Source organism: Corynebacterium sp. MSK041 (genome assembly GCF_030232265.1).
In the GTDB taxonomy this organism is placed as follows: domain Bacteria; phylum Actinomycetota; class Actinomycetes; order Mycobacteriales; family Mycobacteriaceae; genus Corynebacterium.
Genome location: NZ_JASPJK010000017.1, coordinates 1 through 20,510, shown reverse-complemented (window position 1 = coordinate 20,510; position 20,510 = coordinate 1). Strand labels below are relative to the sequence as shown.

15 protein-coding genes, 1 tRNA gene and 1 pseudogene are annotated in these 20,510 nt (G+C 58.3%); 8 read left to right on the top strand and 9 right to left on the bottom strand.

Annotation, left to right across the window (positions count from 1 at the left end; all coding sequences use genetic code 11):
* From QP968_RS10255 to QP968_RS10235, 5 genes are read right to left on the bottom strand one after another with little or no spacing between them, the layout of a single operon-like run.
* Complete coding sequence (locus tag QP968_RS10255) at positions 1–1,449, bottom strand: penicillin-binding transpeptidase domain-containing protein (protein WP_284856318.1); 1,449 nt, start codon at positions 1,447–1,449, stop codon at positions 1–3.
* Complete coding sequence (locus QP968_RS10250; RefSeq protein WP_284856317.1) at positions 1,446–2,747, bottom strand: FtsW/RodA/SpoVE family cell cycle protein; 1,302 nt, start codon at positions 2,745–2,747, stop codon at positions 1,446–1,448. Before QP968_RS10250 ends, QP968_RS10255 begins: the two co-directional genes overlap by 4 nt.
* On the bottom strand, positions 2,747–4,111 hold the full coding sequence (locus QP968_RS10245; protein ID WP_284856316.1) for a PP2C family protein-serine/threonine phosphatase: 1,365 nt from the start codon (positions 4,109–4,111) through the stop codon (positions 2,747–2,749). The genes QP968_RS10250 and QP968_RS10245 overlap by 1 nt, the downstream gene beginning before the upstream one ends.
* Positions 4,108–4,569: an FHA domain-containing protein FhaB/FipA gene (locus tag QP968_RS10240; protein ID WP_284856315.1), complete on the bottom strand. Its 462-nt coding sequence runs from the start codon at positions 4,567–4,569 to the stop codon at positions 4,108–4,110. The genes QP968_RS10245 and QP968_RS10240 overlap by 4 nt, the downstream gene beginning before the upstream one ends.
* Positions 4,570–4,590: 21 nt before the next feature.
* Positions 4,591–5,391, bottom strand: a complete 801-nt coding sequence (locus tag QP968_RS10235; protein WP_284856314.1) for an FHA domain-containing protein — start codon at positions 5,389–5,391, stop codon at positions 4,591–4,593.
* Between the two features lie 154 nt (positions 5,392–5,545).
* Between QP968_RS10235 and QP968_RS10230 the strand changes: the two genes are divergently transcribed.
* The 3 genes from QP968_RS10230 to QP968_RS10220 all read left to right on the top strand — a co-directional run bounded on the left by QP968_RS10230 (position 5,546) and on the right by QP968_RS10220 (position 7,007).
* Positions 5,546–5,629: transfer RNA gene (locus QP968_RS10230), tRNA-Leu, on the top strand.
* Between the two features lie 115 nt (positions 5,630–5,744).
* Positions 5,745–6,392 (top strand): MIP/aquaporin family protein, encoded by a 648-nt coding sequence (locus QP968_RS10225; protein ID WP_284856313.1) that lies wholly within the window; start codon positions 5,745–5,747, stop codon positions 6,390–6,392.
* 42 nt (positions 6,393–6,434) lie between these two features.
* Entirely contained in the window at positions 6,435–7,007 is a 573-nt protein-coding gene (locus QP968_RS10220) for a carboxymuconolactone decarboxylase family protein (RefSeq protein ID WP_284856312.1), read from the top strand.
* A 7-nt stretch (positions 7,008–7,014) separates the two neighbouring features.
* Here the strand turns inward: QP968_RS10220 and QP968_RS10215 are convergent, their stop codons facing one another.
* Complete coding sequence (locus tag QP968_RS10215; protein WP_284856311.1) at positions 7,015–7,878, bottom strand: SDR family oxidoreductase; 864 nt, start codon at positions 7,876–7,878, stop codon at positions 7,015–7,017.
* 118 nt (positions 7,879–7,996) lie between these two features.
* Between QP968_RS10215 and QP968_RS10210 the strand changes: the two are divergent.
* A pseudogene (locus tag QP968_RS10210) lies at positions 7,997–9,229 on the top strand (glutaminase); the annotation flags it as partial.
* A gap of 296 nt (positions 9,230–9,525) precedes the next feature.
* On the opposite strand, the gene QP968_RS10205 reads toward QP968_RS10210, so the two are convergent.
* Together QP968_RS10205 and QP968_RS10200 are read right to left on the bottom strand one after the other, a co-directional pair.
* A complete protein-coding gene (locus QP968_RS10205) occupies positions 9,526–10,029 on the bottom strand; it encodes a hypothetical protein (RefSeq protein WP_284856310.1) in 504 nt (167 codons plus the stop codon).
* 24 nt (positions 10,030–10,053) lie between these two features.
* A complete protein-coding gene (locus tag QP968_RS10200) occupies positions 10,054–10,254 on the bottom strand; it encodes a helix-turn-helix transcriptional regulator (protein WP_284856309.1) in 201 nt (66 codons plus the stop codon).
* Positions 10,255–10,383: 129 nt separating this feature from the next.
* Between QP968_RS10200 and QP968_RS10195 the strand changes: the two genes are divergently transcribed.
* Positions 10,384–11,580: an alpha-amylase family protein gene (locus QP968_RS10195; RefSeq protein WP_284856308.1), complete on the top strand. Its 1,197-nt coding sequence runs from the start codon at positions 10,384–10,386 to the stop codon at positions 11,578–11,580.
* On the opposite strand, the gene QP968_RS10190 is transcribed toward QP968_RS10195, so the two are convergent.
* Positions 11,552–13,120 carry an MFS transporter gene (locus QP968_RS10190; RefSeq protein ID WP_284856307.1) on the bottom strand — a complete coding sequence of 523 codons (1,569 nt, stop codon included), beginning with the start codon at positions 13,118–13,120 and terminating at the stop codon, positions 11,552–11,554. The genes QP968_RS10195 and QP968_RS10190 overlap by 29 nt on opposite strands.
* A 541-nt stretch (positions 13,121–13,661) precedes the next feature.
* Between QP968_RS10190 and QP968_RS10185 the strand changes: the two genes are divergently transcribed.
* The 3 genes from QP968_RS10185 to QP968_RS10175 all read left to right on the top strand — a co-directional run bounded on the left by QP968_RS10185 (position 13,662) and on the right by QP968_RS10175 (position 20,217).
* The gene (locus QP968_RS10185) at positions 13,662–18,872 is read left to right on the top strand and encodes a DUF6531 domain-containing protein (RefSeq protein ID WP_284856306.1); all 5,211 of its coding nucleotides are present in this window, start codon (positions 13,662–13,664) and stop codon (positions 18,870–18,872) included.
* Positions 18,869–19,843: a hypothetical protein gene (locus QP968_RS10180; protein WP_284856305.1), complete on the top strand. Its 975-nt coding sequence runs from the start codon at positions 18,869–18,871 to the stop codon at positions 19,841–19,843. Before QP968_RS10185 ends, QP968_RS10180 begins: the two co-directional genes overlap by 4 nt.
* Before the next feature lie 77 nt (positions 19,844–19,920).
* Complete coding sequence (locus QP968_RS10175; protein WP_284856304.1) at positions 19,921–20,217, top strand: hypothetical protein; 297 nt, start codon at positions 19,921–19,923, stop codon at positions 20,215–20,217.
* The last annotated feature ends 293 nt before the right edge of the window (positions 20,218–20,510 follow it).

Below are 20,510 nucleotides of genomic sequence, written 5' to 3'. Positions count from 1 at the left end.
TTAGTTTCCTCCCTGCTGGTCACCCGCGCCGGGGGCGGTAGCCAGGACAGTGCGGCCAATGGGAGCGGCAACTCGGCCGCCGGTGGCGCCGTCGCCGAGCCCGCCGCCGTTCTTCACCACGACGGCAACTGCCACATCCTTCTCCTCATCAAACGCCACGTACCAGGTGTGTGGTGCCAAGCCCTCGCCGTGTTCAGCGGTGCCGGTCTTGGAGGCGTAGTTGTTGCCGTTGTAGCCGTACGTGTTGCGTTCAGAGCTGCGCATGAGGTCCTTGAGCTGATCAGCCACATCCGGGCTGAGCGCCTCGGCGGCCTGGCGTGCACGGAAGTCACGCACCGTTTTCATCTTCGGGCTGATGATGCGGTGGACCACCTGCGGTTCCATGCGGCGGCCATCATTGGCCACGGTGGCAGCCATCACGGCAGCCTGCATTGTCGTCATGGTGACGTCGCGCTGGCCAATCGCACTTTGACCCACAGCCGCGAGGTCCTCTAGCTCACCCAGGGAACCAGCCGCGTTGGGCAGCCCCAGGTCATACTGGGCACCCACACCAAAGGCGGTGGCGGCGTCGCGCAAGGGGCCATCACCGAGTTCGGTAGCCATCTGTACGAAAGCGGTGTTGCAGGACAATGTGAAGGCCTGGTGTAGCGAGGTGGTGCCACCACCGCCACATGTTTGGCCACCGTAGTTGGTCAGCTGCACCTCCGTGCCCGGCAGCGTGATCGCGGATTCCGCCGTCAGCTGAGAATCCGGGGTGTAGCCGTGCTGAAGGCCGGCGGCCGTGGTGATGATCTTAAAAATCGAGCCCGGTGGCAACTGTTCCTGCGCCGCATGGTTGAGCAGCGGGTTACCCGGATCAGAGGTGATGGAATTCCAGGCAGTCTCCGCGACCGCACCATCCGGGTTGGCCACACCATTCGGGTCGTAGGACGGGCTCGACGCCATGGCCAGAACCTCACCGGTAGATGGGCGCAGTGCCACGACAGCCCCCTCGTATCCGTGGCTGTCCAGCTGGTCAAAGGCGGTAGCCTGCGTTTGCGGGTCCAACGTCAGCTCAAGCGAATCACCCACACGCTTCTCGGTAGTGCGCAAGAAACGGCTGCCCGTCGCATGCGTCTCACCATTGAGGTTGGCGTTGAAGCCCTGTTCCAGGCCGGCCACACCATAACGGTCCGACAAGTAACCCACGACTGGGGCAAAGGAGACCGGCATGTTGGGGTAGGTGCGCTGGTAGAACCCTTGCTCGTCGACTAGCGACTCGGCGAGGATCTGCCCACCCGCACTGATCTGACCGCGCTCAATCTGCTTGGCTTCCACGAAATTGCGCGAGTTGCGCGGGTTGCGCGCGTACTCATCTTCGTGGAAAACCTGCACCCACGATAGGTTGATCAGCAAAATCACCGTGAGCACGAGGGAACCAATCGCGCCAATGCGTATCGACGAATTCACTGCGCCACCTCCTCAACCGGCCTATTCGCGTTATTGGAAATGCGCAGCAACAAACCCAACAACATGTAGTTAGCCATCACTGCTGAACCACCGGCGGAAATGAACGGCGTGGTCAAACCCGTCATGGGCATGAGCGCCGAGACACCGCCGGTGACCACGAAAACCTGCACCGCAATCGTCAGCGCAAGACCCGAGGCGATGAGCTTTCCGTATGTATCGCGCACAGCCAGGGCAGTGCGGAAACCACGGGTGATGAAGATGGTGAAGATGATCAGTACAGCGGCCAGACCAACCAACCCCAGCTCCTCACCGATCGCAGCAAGGATGTAATCCGAGTGCGCCACTGGGACGGTCTCGGGGTGACCAAATCCCAGGCCAGTGCCCGTCACGCCACCCCAGCTCAAGCCGAACAGGGCTTGGGCTGCCTGGTAGCCGGTGTTATCAATGTTGGCAATCGGGTCGAGGAAGTTCTCCACACGGTCCTGGATCTTGTCGGAGATCTGGTACACCGCAAAACCACCAATGGCCACCAGTCCCATGCCGATGACCAGCCAACTCGTGCGGCCGGTGGCGAAGTAAACCATGCCCAGCACAGTGGCGAAGAGCAGCAGCGCCGGACCGAAGTCATTGGACACAGCCATGATCAAAATGGCAATCGCCCACACCAAGAGAATCGGCGCCAGGTCACGCAAACGCGGGAACGTCATGCCCCACAAGGTGTAGCCCGCCACGGTGAACAGGGAGCGTTTCTGCGCTAGAAGTTGGGCGAAGAAGACCAACAACAAGATCTTGGAAAACTCACCCGGCTGGATGGAAAACGGGCCGAGCCAGATCCAAATGCGGGCCTCCGCATCCGGTGGCTGTGGCCACACCAGCGGTAGGGCCAACAGCACCAAACCCATCAAACCAAGCAGGTAGGAGAAACGGCTAAGCTCCCGGTGATCCCGCACCACCAGCAGAGTGGCCACCAAGATCAGCACACCAACGAGGGACCAGATGACCTGGCGTTCCGCTAGGTGCCAGCCTTTGGCAATGTCCAGCCGGTAAATCATCACCAAACCAATCGCGTTCAGCGTGGCCGCCGTAGGCAACAACACTTGGTCTGCGTGCGGGGCGGCGTAACACATCGCCACATGCGCAATCGCGTAGACACCAATGAACCCGCCAACGAGCCAGAGCATGTCCACCGTTAACGCATTGCCCTGGGACAGCTCCAAGCCCACGAGCATGAGCAGCAGCAACGCCGCTGACAACACTAGGAGGAAAAGCTCCCGGCCACGCGAAAACATTTGGCGCACTAGGACACCTCCCGGCACTTCTGTGAGGAGCCAGCCTGCTCAGTCTCCGCTGAGGTGTCGGTCTTATCCACACACGCCGGCAACGCCTCATCCGCCAGGCGGTTCACCTGGTCAGAGATCTCAGAATACGAGCCAGTACCCAAGGTATGTACCCGGGCGGCCGTGGACTCCGGCACATCAGCCACACCGAACCGCTGGCAGTCCTTCGGCACCTCGTCCGTATCTACCACCGTGATCTGGTTCTCATCATTAATGCAGATCTGTTGCACTGGCTTATGCAACTGCTTGCCCAAGATGCTGCTGGTAAAGCCCTGCTCAATCACAAACTCATCAGCGTCATTGACAGTGATGGAGTACGTGTTCGAACTCGCGCGGTCAAACCACCACACACCAACAACACCCGCCGCAACTAGGGCGAGCACGAGAATCAACGCTGTCCAGGGGAAGCGTCGAGGGTGATCCTCCTCATCGTCAGCAGCCGGAGTGTCCGTCTGCTTCGCCCCACCCGAGGACTGCGAGCGGTTTTGGGTGCGCACCAGTTTGGCGGCGCGGCCGGCGGCGGTGTCGGGGTGCGAAGATTCGTCGACAAGCGCTAAAGCCCCAGCGAGCGCCGACTTAGCAGGCAACTCTGGGCAATCATCTGCCTCCGTGTCCACAACATCAGCGATGACAACGGTGACGTTATCCGGCCCACCCGAACGCAAAGCGAGCTCAATGAGGCGCTGCGCGGCCTCCGCAGGCGTGCCCGTGCCCACCGTGGACGCAATCGTCTCATGCGTCACCGGATCCGACAGGCCATCCGAACACAGCAGATACCTGTCACCCGGCTGCGCGTCGAGCAGCTCAAGGTACGGCTCCACCGGCCGGCCCGTGTACGCCTTCAAAATGAGGGACTTCTGCGGGTGGGACGACACATCCTCCGCCTGCAACTTACCCTGCTCAACCAAGGACTGCACGAAGGTGTCATCCACCGTGATCTGCGTCAATTCCCCGTCGCGCAGACGGTAACCACGTGAATCGCCCACGTGAATCAGGCCAAACTGGGTGCCATTAAACATGAGCGCCGTCAGAGTTGTGCCCATGCCATCTTGTTCAGGGTTTTCGGCGATGGATGATTGAATCGCCGCATTCGCATCGTCTGCCGCCGCCCCCAGCAACGCGAGCACATCCGCATCCTCCGGGTCGCGGTCAAGGTGCTCCATGTGCTCAACCATGAGCTGTGAGGCAACCTCACCAGCGGCATGGCCACCCATGCCGTCGGCGAGCAGCAGCAAGTGCGGCCCGGCATACGCCGAATCCTCATTATTGCCGCGCACGAGGCCACGGTCCGAAACAGCCGCAAAGTTCAGCTTGAGAGTGCTCATGGCATCAACCTCACAATCGTGCGCCCCATCTTGATGTCCGTGCCCACCTGGACGCGCTCAGGTTGGTCAATGCGGTATCCATCCACGAACGTGCCGTTACGCGAATCTAGGTCCTCCACGAACCACTCCGACCCGCGCCGGAACAGCCGTGCATGGCGTGCGGAGGCAAAATCATCGCCCAACACAAAATCATTATCATCCGCGCGGCCCAGCGTCAGCGCCTCCAAGCTGGCCACCTCCATGTACGAGCCCTGCAGAGGACCCTCCACGACGACCACCTCACGCGCCTTTTCGCGTTTCGACGCCCCCCTCACCGGCGCCGCCCCCGACGTCGCCCGCCGCACACCCAACTCAGCTGCCTTAATATCCTTGCGCTGTGTTGCGAGCACCACAAAGATAAACAGCCACAAAAGAATCAAAAGGCCGAAACGGGCCCCGAGCATGAGAGCACTATCCATAAGAATCCAGCAACCTCCGCTCTAAACGCTCTGCCGCGGTCCGGCGATGCGCACCTCAATCGTTGAATGGCCGAGTGTAATCACATCACCATCAGCCAGCTCCCAATTTTCTACCGGCTGATCATTCACCGTCGTTCCATTCGTGGACTGCAGATCCACCAGAAATGCCGTCTGGCCATCCCAAATAATCTCCGCATGCTGGCGCGAGACCCCAGTATCCGGCAGGCGGAAATCCGCATCATTGGAACGACCCAAAATCGTCGACCCCTGCTGAACTTGGTACGTCCGCGAGGATCCATCCTGGAGCAGCAGTGTCACGGAAGGGGTGGGCATAGCATTCTCCTGGTCTGGCTGGTTTTGCTGAGCTGCGGTTTCTTGTGGTTTAGCCTCGTGCGATGGGCGGGCGGCCGCAACGATTGCGTCAAACCCGCTTTCCACATCCGGGGTCGCATCAACATATGAGGACACACGCAGCTGGCCGGTGCGCAGACCCGACTCTTCCGCCACGCGCACCACCACAGGCCCGTACAAGCTCCACTTCATGTTGCGGATGAAGCGGGTGAGCTGGCCAGCAAGATGCGTGGGCAGATCCGGGTCCCGCGACAGGTTCTCCAGATCCTTCGATGACACACCGATGGCGTAGACATTCGGTACCGCCAAATCATCATCCTCATTGGCCACCACGCAGTCCTGCGCCTCCTGCTTGAGCAGTTCTTCCAACTCAGCCGGAACAACACGACCACCGAATACCGCGGCAAAGCCGTTATCCAAACCACGCTGTAGGGCGCTATCGAACTTGGCTAGTCGGTCCATCAAGGCCATCTACCCACACCTCCTTTCGCTGCTAACCGCTCTAGTTTCGACAGACAGTATAGAGTTTCGCGGGCACACAACCTAGCTACACAACGCAAAGTGGCCCTTGAGCACGCAATTTGGTGATAGTGGCTGGGTGCGTGCTATGTTTACTTAGTCGCCCGCCCGGGTGGCGGAATTGGCAGACGCGCTGGCTTCAGGTGCCAGTGTTCGCAAGAACGTGGGGGTTCAAGTCCCCCCCCGGGCACGAACAGAATGGCCCGTCGGATGTGCAGATCCGGCGGGTTATTCGTCTTTCAGTGCGTTTATCTCTTATGATCTTTCGGGTCTAACATTCATTTTCCCGAAGAGAAAGACGTGTAATGAACGACATTATCCGCAAGGCCGGTACAGAGTTCCTGGCCACTCTGCTGTTCGTGTTCGCCATCGTGTCCGCAGTGACCACCGCTGGTGACTTCGCGCCGATCGCCATCGGCTTCGCCCTGATGGTCCTGGTGTACTCCACCGGCCACATCTCCGGCGGCCACCTGAACCCGGCTGTGTCGCTCGGCGCATTCCTGCGCGGCGCAATGTCCGCTACTGAGATGGTCATCTACTGGGTCGCACAGATCCTCGGTGGCGTTGTGGGTGCCCTGATCACCCGCGGTGTGTTCTCCGAGGCTCCGACGGCGGCTCAGATTGACACCGCTCCGGCCTTCATCGTGGAGACTGTCTTCACCTTCATCCTCGTGTGGGTCGTGCTCAACGTTGCCACCTCCAAGGACACCGACGGTAACTCCTTCTACGGCCTGGCTATCGGCGCAACCGTCATGACCGGTGCTTTCGCTGTCGGCTCCATCTCCGGTGGTGGCTTCAACCCGGCCGTGGCAATCAGCCTTGCTGTCAACGGCAACTTCGACTGGGCAAACATCTGGCTCTACATCGTTGCACCGCTGATCGGTGGCGCTCTGGCAGCTGTGGCCTTCCGCGTTTTCAGCCCGGCTGACCACGAGCAGAACGTCAACGCCTAAAAGAACAACGCTTATCAGCGGGATAGTTTAGCCTAGGAAACTATGGCTGAACGTAACTTCCCACTGACCAAGCTTCCCATCAACACCGCTACCCGCCCGGGCCCAGGAAAGCCCGGGGAGGTGGCGGTGTTGGCGCGTTTAGCGGACCGTATCGGGGGCCTCGTGCAGGGCAGCAAGACGCTCAACCTCTTCCCGGCGGTGGGCCGCGCGCGCCGCAACTTCCTGCCGTGGCTGGTGTATTCGGGGATGCTCATGCCCTTTGGTATTCTCTCCCGCCAGGAATCTGAGCTGATCATCCTGCGCGTGGCTGCCCTGCGGGATGCGCAGTACGAGCTGGAGCACCACAAGCACTTGGGCAAGAAAGCCGGGCTCACCGCCGCCGACATCGAGGCAGTACAGCAAGCTGAGCACGGCCTCACGGGTCGGCGCGGAGCTCTTCTCAGCGCCGCTGATGACCTCATCCGTCACCGCCAAATCTCCGACGACGTGTACGCCGAACTCATGCGCCACATCAACGAGAAAGAGCTCACCGCACTCCTTTTGCTGGTGACCAACTATGACGGGCTGGCCACCCTCATGGATGTGCTCCAGGTGCCTCTCGACGAGCCGAAGTAACCCCCGGTTACTTCAACGCCGCGTCCTTAGCCACCCACTGGAACGCCCGGTTCAGACCGGTCAGTGCCCAGCGGTACAGGAACGGCAGGTTCACCTGCGCCCACCGGCCAAGCTTCACATCACCACCCGTAGTGATGAGGTACTTGTTCTTCCGCACCCCGCGCAGAATGATCTGGGCGCACTTGGCGGGGGATACGGCATGGCCTTGGAAGAGCTTCTTGGCCTTTTGTACGCGCGGGTTGTTCTGGTCGATGCCGTCAATGTCGATGGTGCGTACCAGACCCGTATCCACCGCGCCGGGCGCCACCGCATGCACCTTGATGCCGTACGGCGCCAGGTCAAAGCGCAGGACCTCCAGCATGGACAGCACACCGCCTTTGGACGCCGAATACGCCGCATGCCACGGCAACCCCAAAATCCCGGCTGAGCTGGCCACGCACACCAAGCGACGCGGCCCCAACTCCTTCGCAGCCGCACCAGTCAGGGGGCCGGCATCCATCATCGACGGGACAAGGGCGCGGATGATGTGGATGGTGCCCATGAGGTTGACGTCGATAAGCTTTTCCCACTTCTCCAGCGGCATCGAATCCACGCTGCCCCACATGGAAATTCCGCCGACGTGATAGATGGAATGCGGCACGCCATGCTTATCAGCGACCCTCTGCCCCCACTCGGCCACCTCCGGCTGATCCGACACGTCCAGCGCCGTCGCATCCAGCACCGCACTGCCGATCTCCCGGGCGGTGTCCTGCAGACCTTCATCGTTGATGTCAGTGATGACCACCTGCCATCCATCAGCAGCGAGCTGAATAGCAACCTGCTTGCCAATGCCGGAGGCGGCGCCCGTAACCACGGCGTATGAATTCTTCATGATGGTTCTCCTTTGCCACTTTAGTTTCATGGTCAAAATAAAGGGGGAACACTCCGTATCCTAGGGAAGTTCGCCACCGAAATATGCCGGTTTTGCCAACGGGCTTAGACTGAACCGCATGCCGCGCAGCCCGATTCCCAGCTATCTCACCGCGATCCTCGACGAGGTTCGCCCCAACACCGACGGCGCAAACGCCGACTACATCGAAGGTTTGCGCAATGCTGACCCGGACAAACTCGCGCTTGCGGTGTGTACCCGCTCCGGGCACCTGTATTCAGTGGGGGACGATGAATATGAATTCACCATCCAGTCCATCTCCAAACCCTTCGTGTACGCGATTGCGCTGGATCAGCTTGGGGAGGAAGAGGTGCATAAGCACGTCGGGGTGGAACCCTCAGGTGAGGCCTTCAACGAGCTTTCGCTTGATCGCGATACGAACCGCCCTGACAATCCCATGATCAACGCCGGAGCCATCGCCGTGAACCGGATGGTGGGGGATGATGCGGCGATCCTTTCGGCCTTCTCCCGGCTGGCGGGGCGGGAGTTGTCGGTGGATGAATCCATCCTGGAAGGCGAGCTGGCCACCGCCGACCGCAACCTGGCGCTGGCCCACATGCTGCGCGAATACGGCATGATTACCGGCGACGTGCACGATGCGGTGGAAAGCTACACGCGACAGTGCTCCATCCTGGTCACCGTGCGGGACTTGGCCGTGATGGCCGCGACCTTGGCCAACGGTGGGGTGCAGCCAGTGACAGGGGAGCGGGTCCTAAGCGCCAAGGCGTGCCGCCTGACCCAGGCCGTGATGGCGTCTTGCGGCATGTACGACGGGTCTGGCCGTTGGATGAGCTCCGTGGGCATCCCCGCCAAATCCGGTGTGGCCGGTGGCCTGATTGGTACGCTGCCTGGTCAGCTCGGTGCCGCTTCTTTGTCGCCACGACTCAACAGCGAAGGCAATTCGGTGCGCGGCGTGGAGATCTTCCAAAGCATGTCCTCCACACTGGGACTGCACATGATGGCGTCCAACTACTACTCCGCGCCGGGCATCCGTGCGGTGCACCGCAAGGGCGAGACCAACATCGTGGAGTTGCAGGGCATGATCAACTTCACCGCCGCCGAAGCCATCCTCCACGACCTGGTGGAACGCAAGCTCGTCGGCGACAGCCTCGTGCTTGATTTCCGCCACGTCACCTCCTTCAACCTCGCCGGCCGCCGACTGGTCAAGGAGGGCCTGCGCCAATTCCGCGAAGACGGCTTCGATGTCGCTGTCTACGACCCAGCCTCCGCTATGCCGGACTACGAATTCTCGGACGGCACCCAGGTGGATTCCATCCAGGACGTCTCCGAATCCTTCGAGCTCACCGTCACCCCGGAAGAGGCCTACACCGCTCTGGCGGAGCCGGAAGTGGACTTCGACGTCGCCGAAGATGACACCGGTGACCGCCTGGTCTGGCACAGCGCCGACGAAAAATGGGCGGAGTCCGACATCATCTTCGACTTCGGCAAAGACGCCGATGGTGCCCCCACCGTCCAGGTCACCCACCGTGGTCTTACGCCCCGCTACGAGGAGGCGGCGAAGCACTGGCGCGGGGAGATCCGCAAGCGCCTCAAGCCGCTCACCCAGCAGGATTAGACCCTATATTCTTCTTACAGGTCTGCCTGTAAGTCTTCCTGCACGTCTGCCTGGGCGTTGAGTCGCTCTTCGTCCTGGGCGTTGCGCCTGGCCAAGATGCGTGGCGCGAAGATGAGGGCCACAACTCCACCGAAGATGGCCCCTGTGAGGAGCGACCATTGGCCGTCACCCACGTTGAAAGCGATTCCCGCGACCATGACCAACGCCAATGCAAGGTTGAGTAAGGTAAGCCCAAGGTACCCCTTGAAGTTTCCCTTCGGGCGCGGTGCGTGATCCTTCAGCCAGCCCGAACCGATGAGCTCCGGCACTATAACGGGCAGAAAAACCAGGAATGATAGCCAGGAACGTTGACCTGGAATAGTCCACGCCAAGATTGCGCCGGCGAGGAAGCTGAACGTGGGCACCATGCTAAACGCCACGGTCTGGGACTTGTGCACCATGGATTCTTGGTATTCATCACCGACGTGACCAGTCACTTTAGACAGGACATTGTCACCGATGGTTGTGAAGATGCTCATTGAAATCGTGCCTTTCTTGTGCGGTTAGCTGTTCTGCTCGTCCCCGAAGACTTCCTCGACCGTTTTGCCAAGGACCCGGCACACATCAAGCGCGAGGTGCACGGAGGGGGAGTAGTTGCCTTTCTCAATATTGGCGATGGTCTGCCGCGACACCCCGACCTTCTCCGCGAGCTCTGCCTGCGAAAGATCTAGCCAGCGCCGCCACTGCCTCACCATGTTTGCCATGTTTCCGCCTCCTTCGGTGTGTTCGGTGGCTTACCCATACAATAAAACAAACACGACCAGATGTAAAGGAAACTTGACATAAAGTTACGCATAGTGGCGCCATGCTGCGTGAACACTACGATGGGGCGCATGAGCAACGCGTCGAAAACTATGGACACCATCTGGTGGCACGTCTACCCCCTTGGGGCCACCGGCGCCCCGATCCGGGATCGCGCCGGAGACGGCTCCGGTGCCGCCCCGCGCCTGCGCCAGCTGGAGCCGTGGCTGGATTACCTCATCGAACTCGGCTGCGATGGCCTGCTGCTCGGCCCGATCTTCGACTCCGTCAGCCACGGCTATGACACGCTCGATCACTACCGCATCGACCCCCGCCTAGGCTCCAACGAGGACTTCGATTGGCTTATTCGCGAGTGCCACCGCCGCGGCATCAAAGTCATGCTCGACGGCGTGTTCAATCACGTCGATGCAACCCACCCACTGGTCGCCGAAGGCCTCGCTGGTAGCACCAACTGGGAGGGCCACGAAGACCTAGCCACCCTTCATCATGATGATGAGCGCGTGAAAGAGCTGGTCACCGACATTATGAAGTTCTGGCTCGCACGCGGCATCGCCGGCTGGCGTCTCGACGTCGCCTATTCCGTCCCGCCCGCCTTCTGGGCCGACGTGCTGGCCCGCGTTCGCGCCGAGTACCCCGACGCGCTCTTCCTCGGCGAAGTCATCCACGGCGATTACGTCCACATCGCCGCCGACGGCACCCTCGATTCCGTCACGCAATACGAACTGTGGAAAGCCATCTGGAGTTCGCTTTTCGACGAAAACTTTTGGGAACTCGACCACTCCCTCACCCGCCACGCCGCCGTGTGTGAAGCGATGGTCCCCAACACCTTCATTGGCAACCACGACGTGGACCGCATCGCCGCGAAAGTCGGCCCCGAAAAAGCGATCCTGGCCTTGGCGTTCCTCATGACCTTGCCCGGAATGCCCAGCATCTACTACGGCGATGAGCAAGGCTTTCAGGCCATGCGCGGGGAGGGCTTCAGTGCAGACGACCCCGTCCGCCCACCCCTGCCCGCAACCCCCGAAGAACTCTCGGATCTTGGCGCTTGGATCTTCCGTGAGCACCAAGCCCTCATTGGTTTGCGCCGCCGCCACCCGTGGCTCACCCGGGCCACGGTCGAAGTCCTAGACAAGACGAATGAGACGATTCGGTATGAGGTGACCGATGGCGCGGATAAGCTTCTCGTCGAGGCTTGGCTCCAACCGACGCCCGGCGTGCGCGTGAGCAGTGGCGATGAGACTATTTACGCGATGCCCGCAGAACCATAAACGAACCCACCAGGCCAAGCACCAGAAACAGCGCCGAAAAACCGATCGACCACGCCGCTGACTGGGCGAAACCGGCCTCCAGGCTGCTGATGACCTCGGCGCTCGCCCCAGCTGTCTCGCGCAGCGCCGTGATCGCCGAACCTGCCGAGGATTCCGTGGCCTGCGCCAACTCCTCCGGCACGCCCGTCGCCGGGATCGTGCGCGACATAGCCACCCCCAGTGCGGATCCCGCGATCGCTGCACCCAACGCCGAACCAAGCTGGCGCACTGTCGACTGAGTGGCCGAACCCGCGCCCGAGAGCTCCTCCGGAATATCCCCGAGCACCGTCGATGTGAGCTGCGCCGACGCAAGCCCCAGCCCGATGCCGTACACAACCAACGTGACCACCACCAGCCACACCGACGCCTGCGCCGCCACCACCCAGGCGAGCAGCGCCACACCGATGACCTCCAGTGCGAGGCCGAGCACCACCACGCCCGGTGCCGTGAGCCGCGCCGCCAGATGGCGTGCGGACGCCCCCGACGCAAACGCGCCCAACGCCATCCCCGCCAGCACAACACCAGTGGTGAGAGTGGACAGCCCCATCGAGTTCACCAGAAACAGCGGCAGCACGAACATGAGGGAAAACTCGCCGATAGCCACCGTCGCCGCCGTCAGGTTGCCCCAGGAGAACGTGCCCACCTTGAACAGGCTCAGATCCAGCAGCGCGTCACGGCCGTTGCGGGCGCGGTGGAGCTCCCAGCGCAGGAATAGACCGATGAAGATGAGCCCGATCCCGATCGCGAACGGAACAGGCGACATGGTCCAGTTGGCCGGCCACTCCCACGGGCCGAGGTGGAGCGTTGCCTTCTTCTCCCACCAGCCGAGCGTGGTCGCCTCGATGAGGCCGAACACCACCAGGCCAAAGCCGATCGCGGAGGTGAGCAGCCCGTCGACGTCCACACCGCGAACGTTCTGCTTCCCGTGCGTCTGCGGCACCCACGCGATGATGCCAGCGATGACCAGCAGCCCCAGCGGCAGGTTGACCCAGAAGATCCAGCGCCACGACGCATACTCCGTCAACACGCCACCCAGAAGAGGCCCAAGCGCCGCCATGCCACTCATCACCGCGCCCCACACACCGAATGCCGCCGCGCGGTCCTTACCGTGGAAGAGCGAATTTACCGACGACAACGTCGCCGGCAACACCAACGCCCCACCCACGCCCTGCACCGCGCGCGAGGCAATCAGGCTGCCTGCCCCTGTCGCTGTCGCGGCAAGGAGGGAGCCGGCAACGAACAGCACCACACCTGCAATGAACGTGGTGCGCCGCCCAATCCGGTCCCCCAATCGGCCCGACCCCAACAGGAGGGCCGCGAAAATGACGTTATAAATAGCGTTGACCCACTGGGCGTCGGTGAGGGTGAGGTGGAGGGCGGAAATCATCGTTGGCAAGGCCACGCCCACGATGGTTCCGTCGAGCACAATCAGGGACAGTCCGGCGGCCAAAACCGTCAGAGCCTTCCACCGGCCGGGGTTGGTTGTTTGTGTGGTGCTCACAGTATTCCTTTCTTCAATCCCGACTGTAAGACCGCCTCCGATCACCCAACATCGACCGACCGGTTGATTCCGCGCCAAGTACCCGAAACTTTTTTGGGTTTCGAGGGAACCGGGCTGTTTGTGCTTGTTATGTGGCTTCTTCGTGTGTTCCATCGCGTGCTTGAGCGTGTAGCACCTGTGGATAGTTGTGGTTAGGGGTGTCAGGAAGTTTGTGTGTGGGGCAACTGTGGTGTGTTGTCGAGCACGTTGTTTCCGCTGGAACGATGTCATGAGACGTGCGTAACGATGTCACGGAACCAGATACTTGCTAATGTGCCATGTGTTGTCTCGAGACATCGCTTTAGGTTATGTCTCGGGGTTTCTGGGGTTATCCATAACTTCCAGGCAACTTCACCGCGAAATATTCGCGCACGCGCGTGTTGTACCTTGCGTAACCTTTTAGGTGTTATTAAGCTTCCGCTCAGTTTGCGCTGACGTGTGCGCTTGGTGTTGTTGTGGGAGGTTGTGGGGGTTTATGCCGGTTGTGCCGTTGGCGCCTTTTATGAGTTTTGATCCGGTGCATTTTCGTTTGGGTGGCAGTCCGGCTACGTTGCATGCTGCTGCGCTGCGGTGGCGCAGTTTTGGTGAGGCAGCGTTAAAGGCTGCTTCGAGTATGCGTGCGATTAATGATGGTGGGTTCGTTGGTACTGAGGGGGATCAGTTCCGTGAGTTGATGAACGCGAATTTCCCGAACAATCTCACCACCACAGGTGATGCCCATGTGGGTGTGGCTGATGCTATTGACCATTACGCCACGGCGTTGGAGGGGTTGAAAACCCAGATGCGTACGCTGCGTCAGGCTGCGCGAATACATCATGGGCACGTGCAAACAGCGGTAGCTGAAGTACACGCTGCTGAAGCAGCTGCTGCTGGTACTGCTGGTGCTGGTAGTGCTGCAGTGGCTGCGGCGATGGCGAACTATCATGCTGCGATTGCTGTGTGGGAGGCGGACCTACAAGCAGCTGAGGGGATTAAAGATGCCCTTGGCGGTGAGGTCCGCACCCAGGTTGATGCTATTGCGCAGCAGGCTAAGCAGCGGTTTGAGGAAAACCCTAACCTGTTCAAGCAAGCGTGGGATGGATTAAGTGACTTCATGCGTGAGCATGCCGATGTGTTGTCTCTTATCTCTGATGCGCTGCAGGTTATTGGTAGTTTGCTGATGTTTGTCTGCCCCGTCCTCGGGGCAATCATCCTTGGCATTGGGGTCGGGTTGAAACTTTTGCTGGCCGCATCCGGTGGGTGTAGCTGGGGTGAAGCCCTTTTTGATCTGGCTACTGCTGGGCCTTTAGGACTTTTAGGTAAAGCAGCTAAAGCCGGTAAATTCGGCCCCAAGGTGGCGAAAACCGCTACCACAATGTCGCGTGTGGGGGCTAAAACACTCTCTGGGGTCAAAACTGCTACCAGCAAAGCCGCGATGCAGGCCGCCTTGAAGTCCGCTGACGGCCTTAAAGCGGTGACAACTGAGAAGTTGGCGCAGTCTTATTTCCGCACAATCACCCGCGGTAAAGAGATCTGTTTCCGGCTTGAGCCAGTCGATATGGCCACCGGCAACATGGTCGACTTTAAAACTGATGTCTTCATCGGCGGCATTTTGCCACTCAGGGTCGACCGCAACGCCAACACCAACTATGAACTAGGCCGCGCACTAGGCCCACGATGGGTCTCCACAATGGATGTGCGCATTGAAGTCTGCGACGACGAAGTGCTCATGCTTGCCCCCGATGGCGCCTTGATCACCTTCCCACCTGCCTCTAAGGACGGCTCAGAAGTCCGCGCTGACGGCCGACCATGGTTGCTGTCCTACGCCGACGGTGCCTACCGGGTACGCGATATTGCCGCTGGCCTGACCTACACTTTCCGCCTGTTTGACACCACACCCACACCCGACACCACAGCCGTAGGGATCAAAGATTGCTCCCCATCGCTGGGAGGAACGTATATAGCAGCCACAGTTCCTGCAGGCAGCGTTGCTGATGTGTTCAACATGGGCATTGAAATTGGTGTGTCCTCAGTGACACACCACACCGGTGCCACCATTGACTACACATGGGACCTGACAACCGGCCACATGGTACAAATGCGACGATCCGATGACACCATTATCACACTGCATTGGGATAACGCTGTGGGCAAAGTAGCCCACGTTGATGTGTCAAACCCAACAACACACCCAAATGACAAACCCCTACGCCTTATTTCCTATGAGTACGACACCTACGGCCAACTCATCCGAGTAATCAACTCCAACGACGGCGCGTTGAAATACCACTACGACCACGCCGGCCGAATACACGCATGGACAGACCGCAACGATGTGTCCTACTACTACCGCTTTGACCACCACGGCCGCGTGCAATCCCAAGTCGGCACCGGCGGAATGTTCCCCAACATCGTCTACTGGGGCTCCGATGAAGGAACAGACGCCCCACCCGGCGGAACAGTATGCGTAGCACTAGAAACCGCCGGTGAATTCCAAGACGACCCACTTACCCTAGGCGACAGCGTCATCGAGCAGTACTTCCAACGCCTCGAACAACTCCCGCTCTACCAAGCACTCGTCCAAGGCGGACTTAAGGCCGCCGGCCTTACCGGCCGCGGCCGGATAGCCCCACGCGACGACAAAAACTGGACAGTCCCACAAGACTGGCTCTACGACGACCTCCTAGGCCACATCCGCCCCACCGTCTACCGCTCCACCCCAGCAGGCGACGTATGGCGCATCATCACACCCGAAGGCCGCACCGAAGACACCACATACAACAACTACCACCAAAAAACATCCATCACAGACCCAACAGGCGCGGTGACTGAATTTGAGTTCAACGCAGACGGGATTCACATTGGTGCTCGCTATGGGGACGGTACTGAGTTTCTTATTGAACCTGCTGCTTGGGGGAACCCCGCTCGTGTCATCGGCCGTGATGGCCTGAGTACCGAGTGCGTTCTCGATCCCTTTGGCATGATTAAATCGGTGACTACTCCAACAGGGGCAACAACAACTTTTACTTACGATGTCCGACCCAGCGGGATCGTTCCCTCATCCGTTACTCGTCCCGATGGAACAACCAGTAGTGAGCAATATGACAATGCGGGACGTGTTGTTAGCGCAACAGATACAGCTGGTCGCAGTGTCAACATGGTGCGTGATGTTCGTGGATTGATCACAGAAAGCACCGATGCAGAAAACGCAACTACCGCCGTTGAATACTCGCCGGAAGGTTGGCCAGCCCTAGTTACTCGGCCAGACGGGACCGCGCTGAGCGCGGTCTACGATGGCGAAGGAAACAAGATCTCAGTAACCAATGAGATTGGAGCAACTACTAAAACTAGATTCACCGTCTTTGATAAACCGGCTGTAACTACTGACGCAAGTGGTTCAACTACTCGCATTGAGTACAACACTCAAATGGAGCCGGTGCGTCTGATCAACGGTGATGGTAACACCTGGGTTTACTCGTATGATCGAGACGGCGAACTTGTCGAGCAGATTGACTACAACGGGATAACAACGACAAACGCCATTACCGCTGATGGTTTGATTCAAACTTCCTCTTCACCTGCTGGTGTAACAACCCGTACGAGCAATCTCATGGGTCAGGTCGAATCTGTTACAGATGCGCTTGGTACCACCTCTTTTGTTTATGATGCAGTGGGTCGGCTCATAGAGATGAACGGCCCACAAGCGAAAATTCATTACGCTCACGACGATTTCGGCCGAACTGTTCGCGAGACTGTGACCTTGACCAGTGGCGAACAGTTCACTCATGAAATCAATCGGGACGAAGCGGGCAATGCCACCGCAGAACTTGTAACACTCCCGCTTGGGGATACTTTTACTACTTTCTTCAACCGTGACCAATCTAGCGAAATCACATCTAGCAACCTGGTCCGTCGTACGCTGGGCAGTGAGGTTGAAGAAACCGTTGCACATATAGGCTACGGGGTAAACAGTCGCGGTATTCGTAATCGCATTACGACCGAATCATTGGTCAGAACTCTTTCCATTGACTCGCTCGGGCGAATTACCGGCGACACTTTAGAAGCGCTGGATTCTAAAGCCTCGGGCGGTATGCGCACTTTATCGTCGCGGCTTTTCACTTGGCGTCCAGACGGGGCGCTTGAGGGCATTGCTGACTACTTACGTGGAGTCACCACATACGACCTTGATGTAAATGGCCGAGTGACAAGACTTTCGAGGCAGCCTTCCAAATTTGGAACACTGGCCTCCGAAACTATTGACGCTCCTGTGCTTCGTTCAGATGAAGTATTCGAATACTCAGACGCTGGTGTACTTCAGGGGATAGGCACCCTACGTGTGGGAGAGCCCTATTACAACAATCCTCAAGGATTCAGCGCATCGAAGCCCAACCGGCATCCTAGCGTTCCAAATACCTCTGATGCACACGGCAAGTTCGAGATCGATGGAACAATGCCTAAACGTGTCGGCCGAACTGCATACTTCTATGACAAAGCAGGCCGCGTAATTCGCACGGTGACGAAGCGTGTCAGCAAAAAGCCGACAGTTCACCACTTCTACTACGCCACTGGCGAGCAACCCATCGGATTCTCGTCCTCTGATGAACCAGGAGTCGGATATCGTTACATCTACGATCCATTAGGGCGTCGTGTTGCCAAGGAGTGTGTAGATGCTGAAACCGGACAACTCCTTACCCGCACGGTTTTTGGCCATACCGGTAACCAACTAGTTGCGCAACAAACCACCTACGTTGCTAAGCCAATGGCTGGCACAACAGTAGGGTCTTCAAGGGTAGGTGCAACCGATGACCGACAAAACGAAATTGACCAACTTGTCTGCGGTTCAGGCTATGTCTGGGTTACCGATCCTGCAACGGGCCAACTTATAGGTCAAGTCAGCCTCGAACCCGAGGGGGAATCTGCAGATCTAACGCAAGGACAAATCAGCACTCAATTCGCTTTTGTCCTAACCGACCTAGCAGGTTCACCCCAGGAAATTATTGATCCAGTTAACGGTGTTGTTACTGGACTGGCGACCCAATCATTGTTTGGCAGCCGTTCTTGGCGCGGCAGACAAACGTGCCCATTACTTTATTCAGGACAATATTTCGACACCGAATCTGGCTGGGCATACAACCGTTTCAGGTACTACCACCCTCACGCTGGGATGTACAACGCCCAAGACCCGTTGGGGGCTTACCCCAATATTGCAACAACACAGGGATATGTCAGTCACCCAGCACACTGGGTAGACGTGCTCGGTCTCGCATCACATCAGTCAAGTTCGAGCTCCGAACTCGCAATCAATGTGAAGGCCGAGGTCGATGTTCTCAAGGAGAAGATCGCTGCACGTTTCGACGATGTTGCCGGAAGATGGAACAGTGGCCAAATCGACTACAGCTCGAACCAACGTACGCATATAGACGATGGCAACTACTGGGCTGAACGAATGCATCTCGGCACCGAGCTGCACCTGAAACTGTCTGATAGTTTGAAGACGAACAAGATTAAGGGGGTTGTCCCCAACACGCAAGGCAAATTCGGTGCCGATTTCGAAGTCACGCTAAGTGATGGATCCACGCGGTGGTTGGATCTCACCACGGTGGGTCAAACCGATGCCCATGTGAGGAGGTACGGTTTGCAGGAAGGGATGACTCGTTCAGACCATATCATTGCCTACGAAGCGTATTACCCAAGTAGCGGTGCCAGTAGACTTCATGTGAGGAGGGTTCAATGACAGTGAAGATGACGCGTAAGCAGCTAGTAGAGCGTTGGGGTGGGCCATGTGACCCGGAGTTATTGCTGGCACCATCACCGTTTGGGTTCGTTGACGGACGTGAAGATTTCCGCGGCTTTCACTGGGAAGGCACCTTTAGCGAACACGGTCTTTCCTCTGATGAGTTTCTACCGCCTGGTCAGGTACTAGACAATATTGACTTCAGCTACGCCAACATCAACCCATTTATCGCCCGCGAATTAACCATGCGGCATTGCTACGCCAAACAAGCAACATTTACCTCGCCGGAGTGGGCGCACGGCACCATTTCAGACTGTGAGTTTGAACGCTGCAAGTTCGCTTCCGGGTTCGCTATGCCGCTAATCGTTGCGACTGTCACTGATTGCGTATTTCGGTCATGCACATTCCCAGAGCTCTTCGCTTACGGCACACGCTATGACCGATGCCAAGCTCTCAACATGCGCTTAACCGGACCAAAAGGCGGCAATGACCGATACCCCCTGATAACCAACACCACAGTGACAGGTAAATGGAAAGAATTCACAGTAGAAGAAACCATCGATGGCACCCAACTATCAGGATGTGACTTCAGTGAGGTTGAATTCGGAATCTGCACTTTCGAATATCTAGACATGAACAAAGTCAATATTCCCGACGATATAAAACAGTTCACCGTGACAAACTGGGAAACAGTCTGTGACGATATCCGCACACAACTGCAAAACCTCCATGATGCATCATCACTAGGTGAAGAACCCTACAAACAAACAAGCTTTGCGCTACACATGTTGCAAGACGATCTACGGGGCTACCACGAACAAGTATCACGACCTCGTGGTGCGCGGTACTGCGTCGAACTAACATTCGCCACACGAAGAGGCCACAAACACGACTACCTACTAGACCTCTACCGTGATGCCGGCGCCACATTCATGCTCGACCCAACACCACAACCACAAGAAAAACAATAACCATGCACTCAGGACTTGAATATATTGATGGTTAGTGGCATGTCGGGGATCCCGGTATCGGACCAGAGGAAGACTGGATGATCAGCGTTGCTGAACTTATGCTGTGCTTTATCACCATTCATACCGATAATGGCAATCATGAGTTCTTCTTCGGCGCGAATCCCGTGATGGTTTTCGGCGTTGAACCGGAGCTGGTACCGGATTATGACATTGATGAATTCATCGACTTCTTTACCACTGCTTACCCGGATGCAGTAGAGGGTATCAACCGTTTTGTAGATACCTACCGGGTGGTGTCTACAGATACTGAACCGCGGTATCGATCTGAAGCGTCCTGGGGTTTTAATTCCGCTTCATTTGCGACCCTGTGTTGATGGGCCGGGTGGAAAACATCCGGGGTGCCCCACTATGGCGCTGTGAAGTGTCCCAGGTTTTGTTCCGTTTGAGTAGATGGGAAAATCTGGAATATGCCAAGAAAATTTGACCAGGATGCCAAGGACCGCGTGGTCCGTCTCGTGGAAGATCGCATCTTGGCGGAAAATATGTCGATGCAAGCCGCATGCCAGGCAGTAGCCCCAAAGCTGGGGGTTTGAAGCGTCCTGGGTTTGGTTCCGCTTCTTTTATGGCCCTGTGTTAATGGGCTCGGTGAGATAATACTCGGTTTCTA

What these genes read in the sequence shown, in the direction of transcription:
- QP968_RS10225 (WP_284856313.1), top strand. Translation starts at nt 5,745, where the DNA reads ATGAACGACATTATCCGCAAGGCCGGTACAGAGTTCCTGGCCACTCTG.
- QP968_RS10215 (WP_284856311.1), bottom strand. Translation starts at nt 7,878, where the DNA reads ATGAAGAATTCATACGCCGTGGTTACGGGCGCCGCCTCCGGCATTGGC.
- QP968_RS10240 (WP_284856315.1), bottom strand. Translation starts at nt 4,569, where the DNA reads ATGGATAGTGCTCTCATGCTCGGGGCCCGTTTCGGCCTTTTGATTCTT.
- QP968_RS10220 (WP_284856312.1), top strand. Translation starts at nt 6,435, where the DNA reads ATGGCTGAACGTAACTTCCCACTGACCAAGCTTCCCATCAACACCGCT.
- QP968_RS10235 (WP_284856314.1), bottom strand. Translation starts at nt 5,391, where the DNA reads ATGGCCTTGATGGACCGACTAGCCAAGTTCGATAGCGCCCTACAGCGT.
- QP968_RS10205 (WP_284856310.1), bottom strand. Translation starts at nt 10,029, where the DNA reads ATGAGCATCTTCACAACCATCGGTGACAATGTCCTGTCTAAAGTGACT.
- QP968_RS10185 (WP_284856306.1), top strand. Translation starts at nt 13,662, where the DNA reads ATGAGTTTTGATCCGGTGCATTTTCGTTTGGGTGGCAGTCCGGCTACG.
- QP968_RS10180 (WP_284856305.1), top strand. Translation starts at nt 18,869, where the DNA reads ATGACAGTGAAGATGACGCGTAAGCAGCTAGTAGAGCGTTGGGGTGGG.
- QP968_RS10200 (WP_284856309.1), bottom strand. Translation starts at nt 10,254, where the DNA reads ATGGCAAACATGGTGAGGCAGTGGCGGCGCTGGCTAGATCTTTCGCAG.
- QP968_RS10175 (WP_284856304.1), top strand. Translation starts at nt 19,921, where the DNA reads ATGATCAGCGTTGCTGAACTTATGCTGTGCTTTATCACCATTCATACC.
- QP968_RS10245 (WP_284856316.1), bottom strand. Translation starts at nt 4,111, where the DNA reads ATGAGCACTCTCAAGCTGAACTTTGCGGCTGTTTCGGACCGTGGCCTC.
- QP968_RS10195 (WP_284856308.1), top strand. Translation starts at nt 10,384, where the DNA reads ATGAGCAACGCGTCGAAAACTATGGACACCATCTGGTGGCACGTCTAC.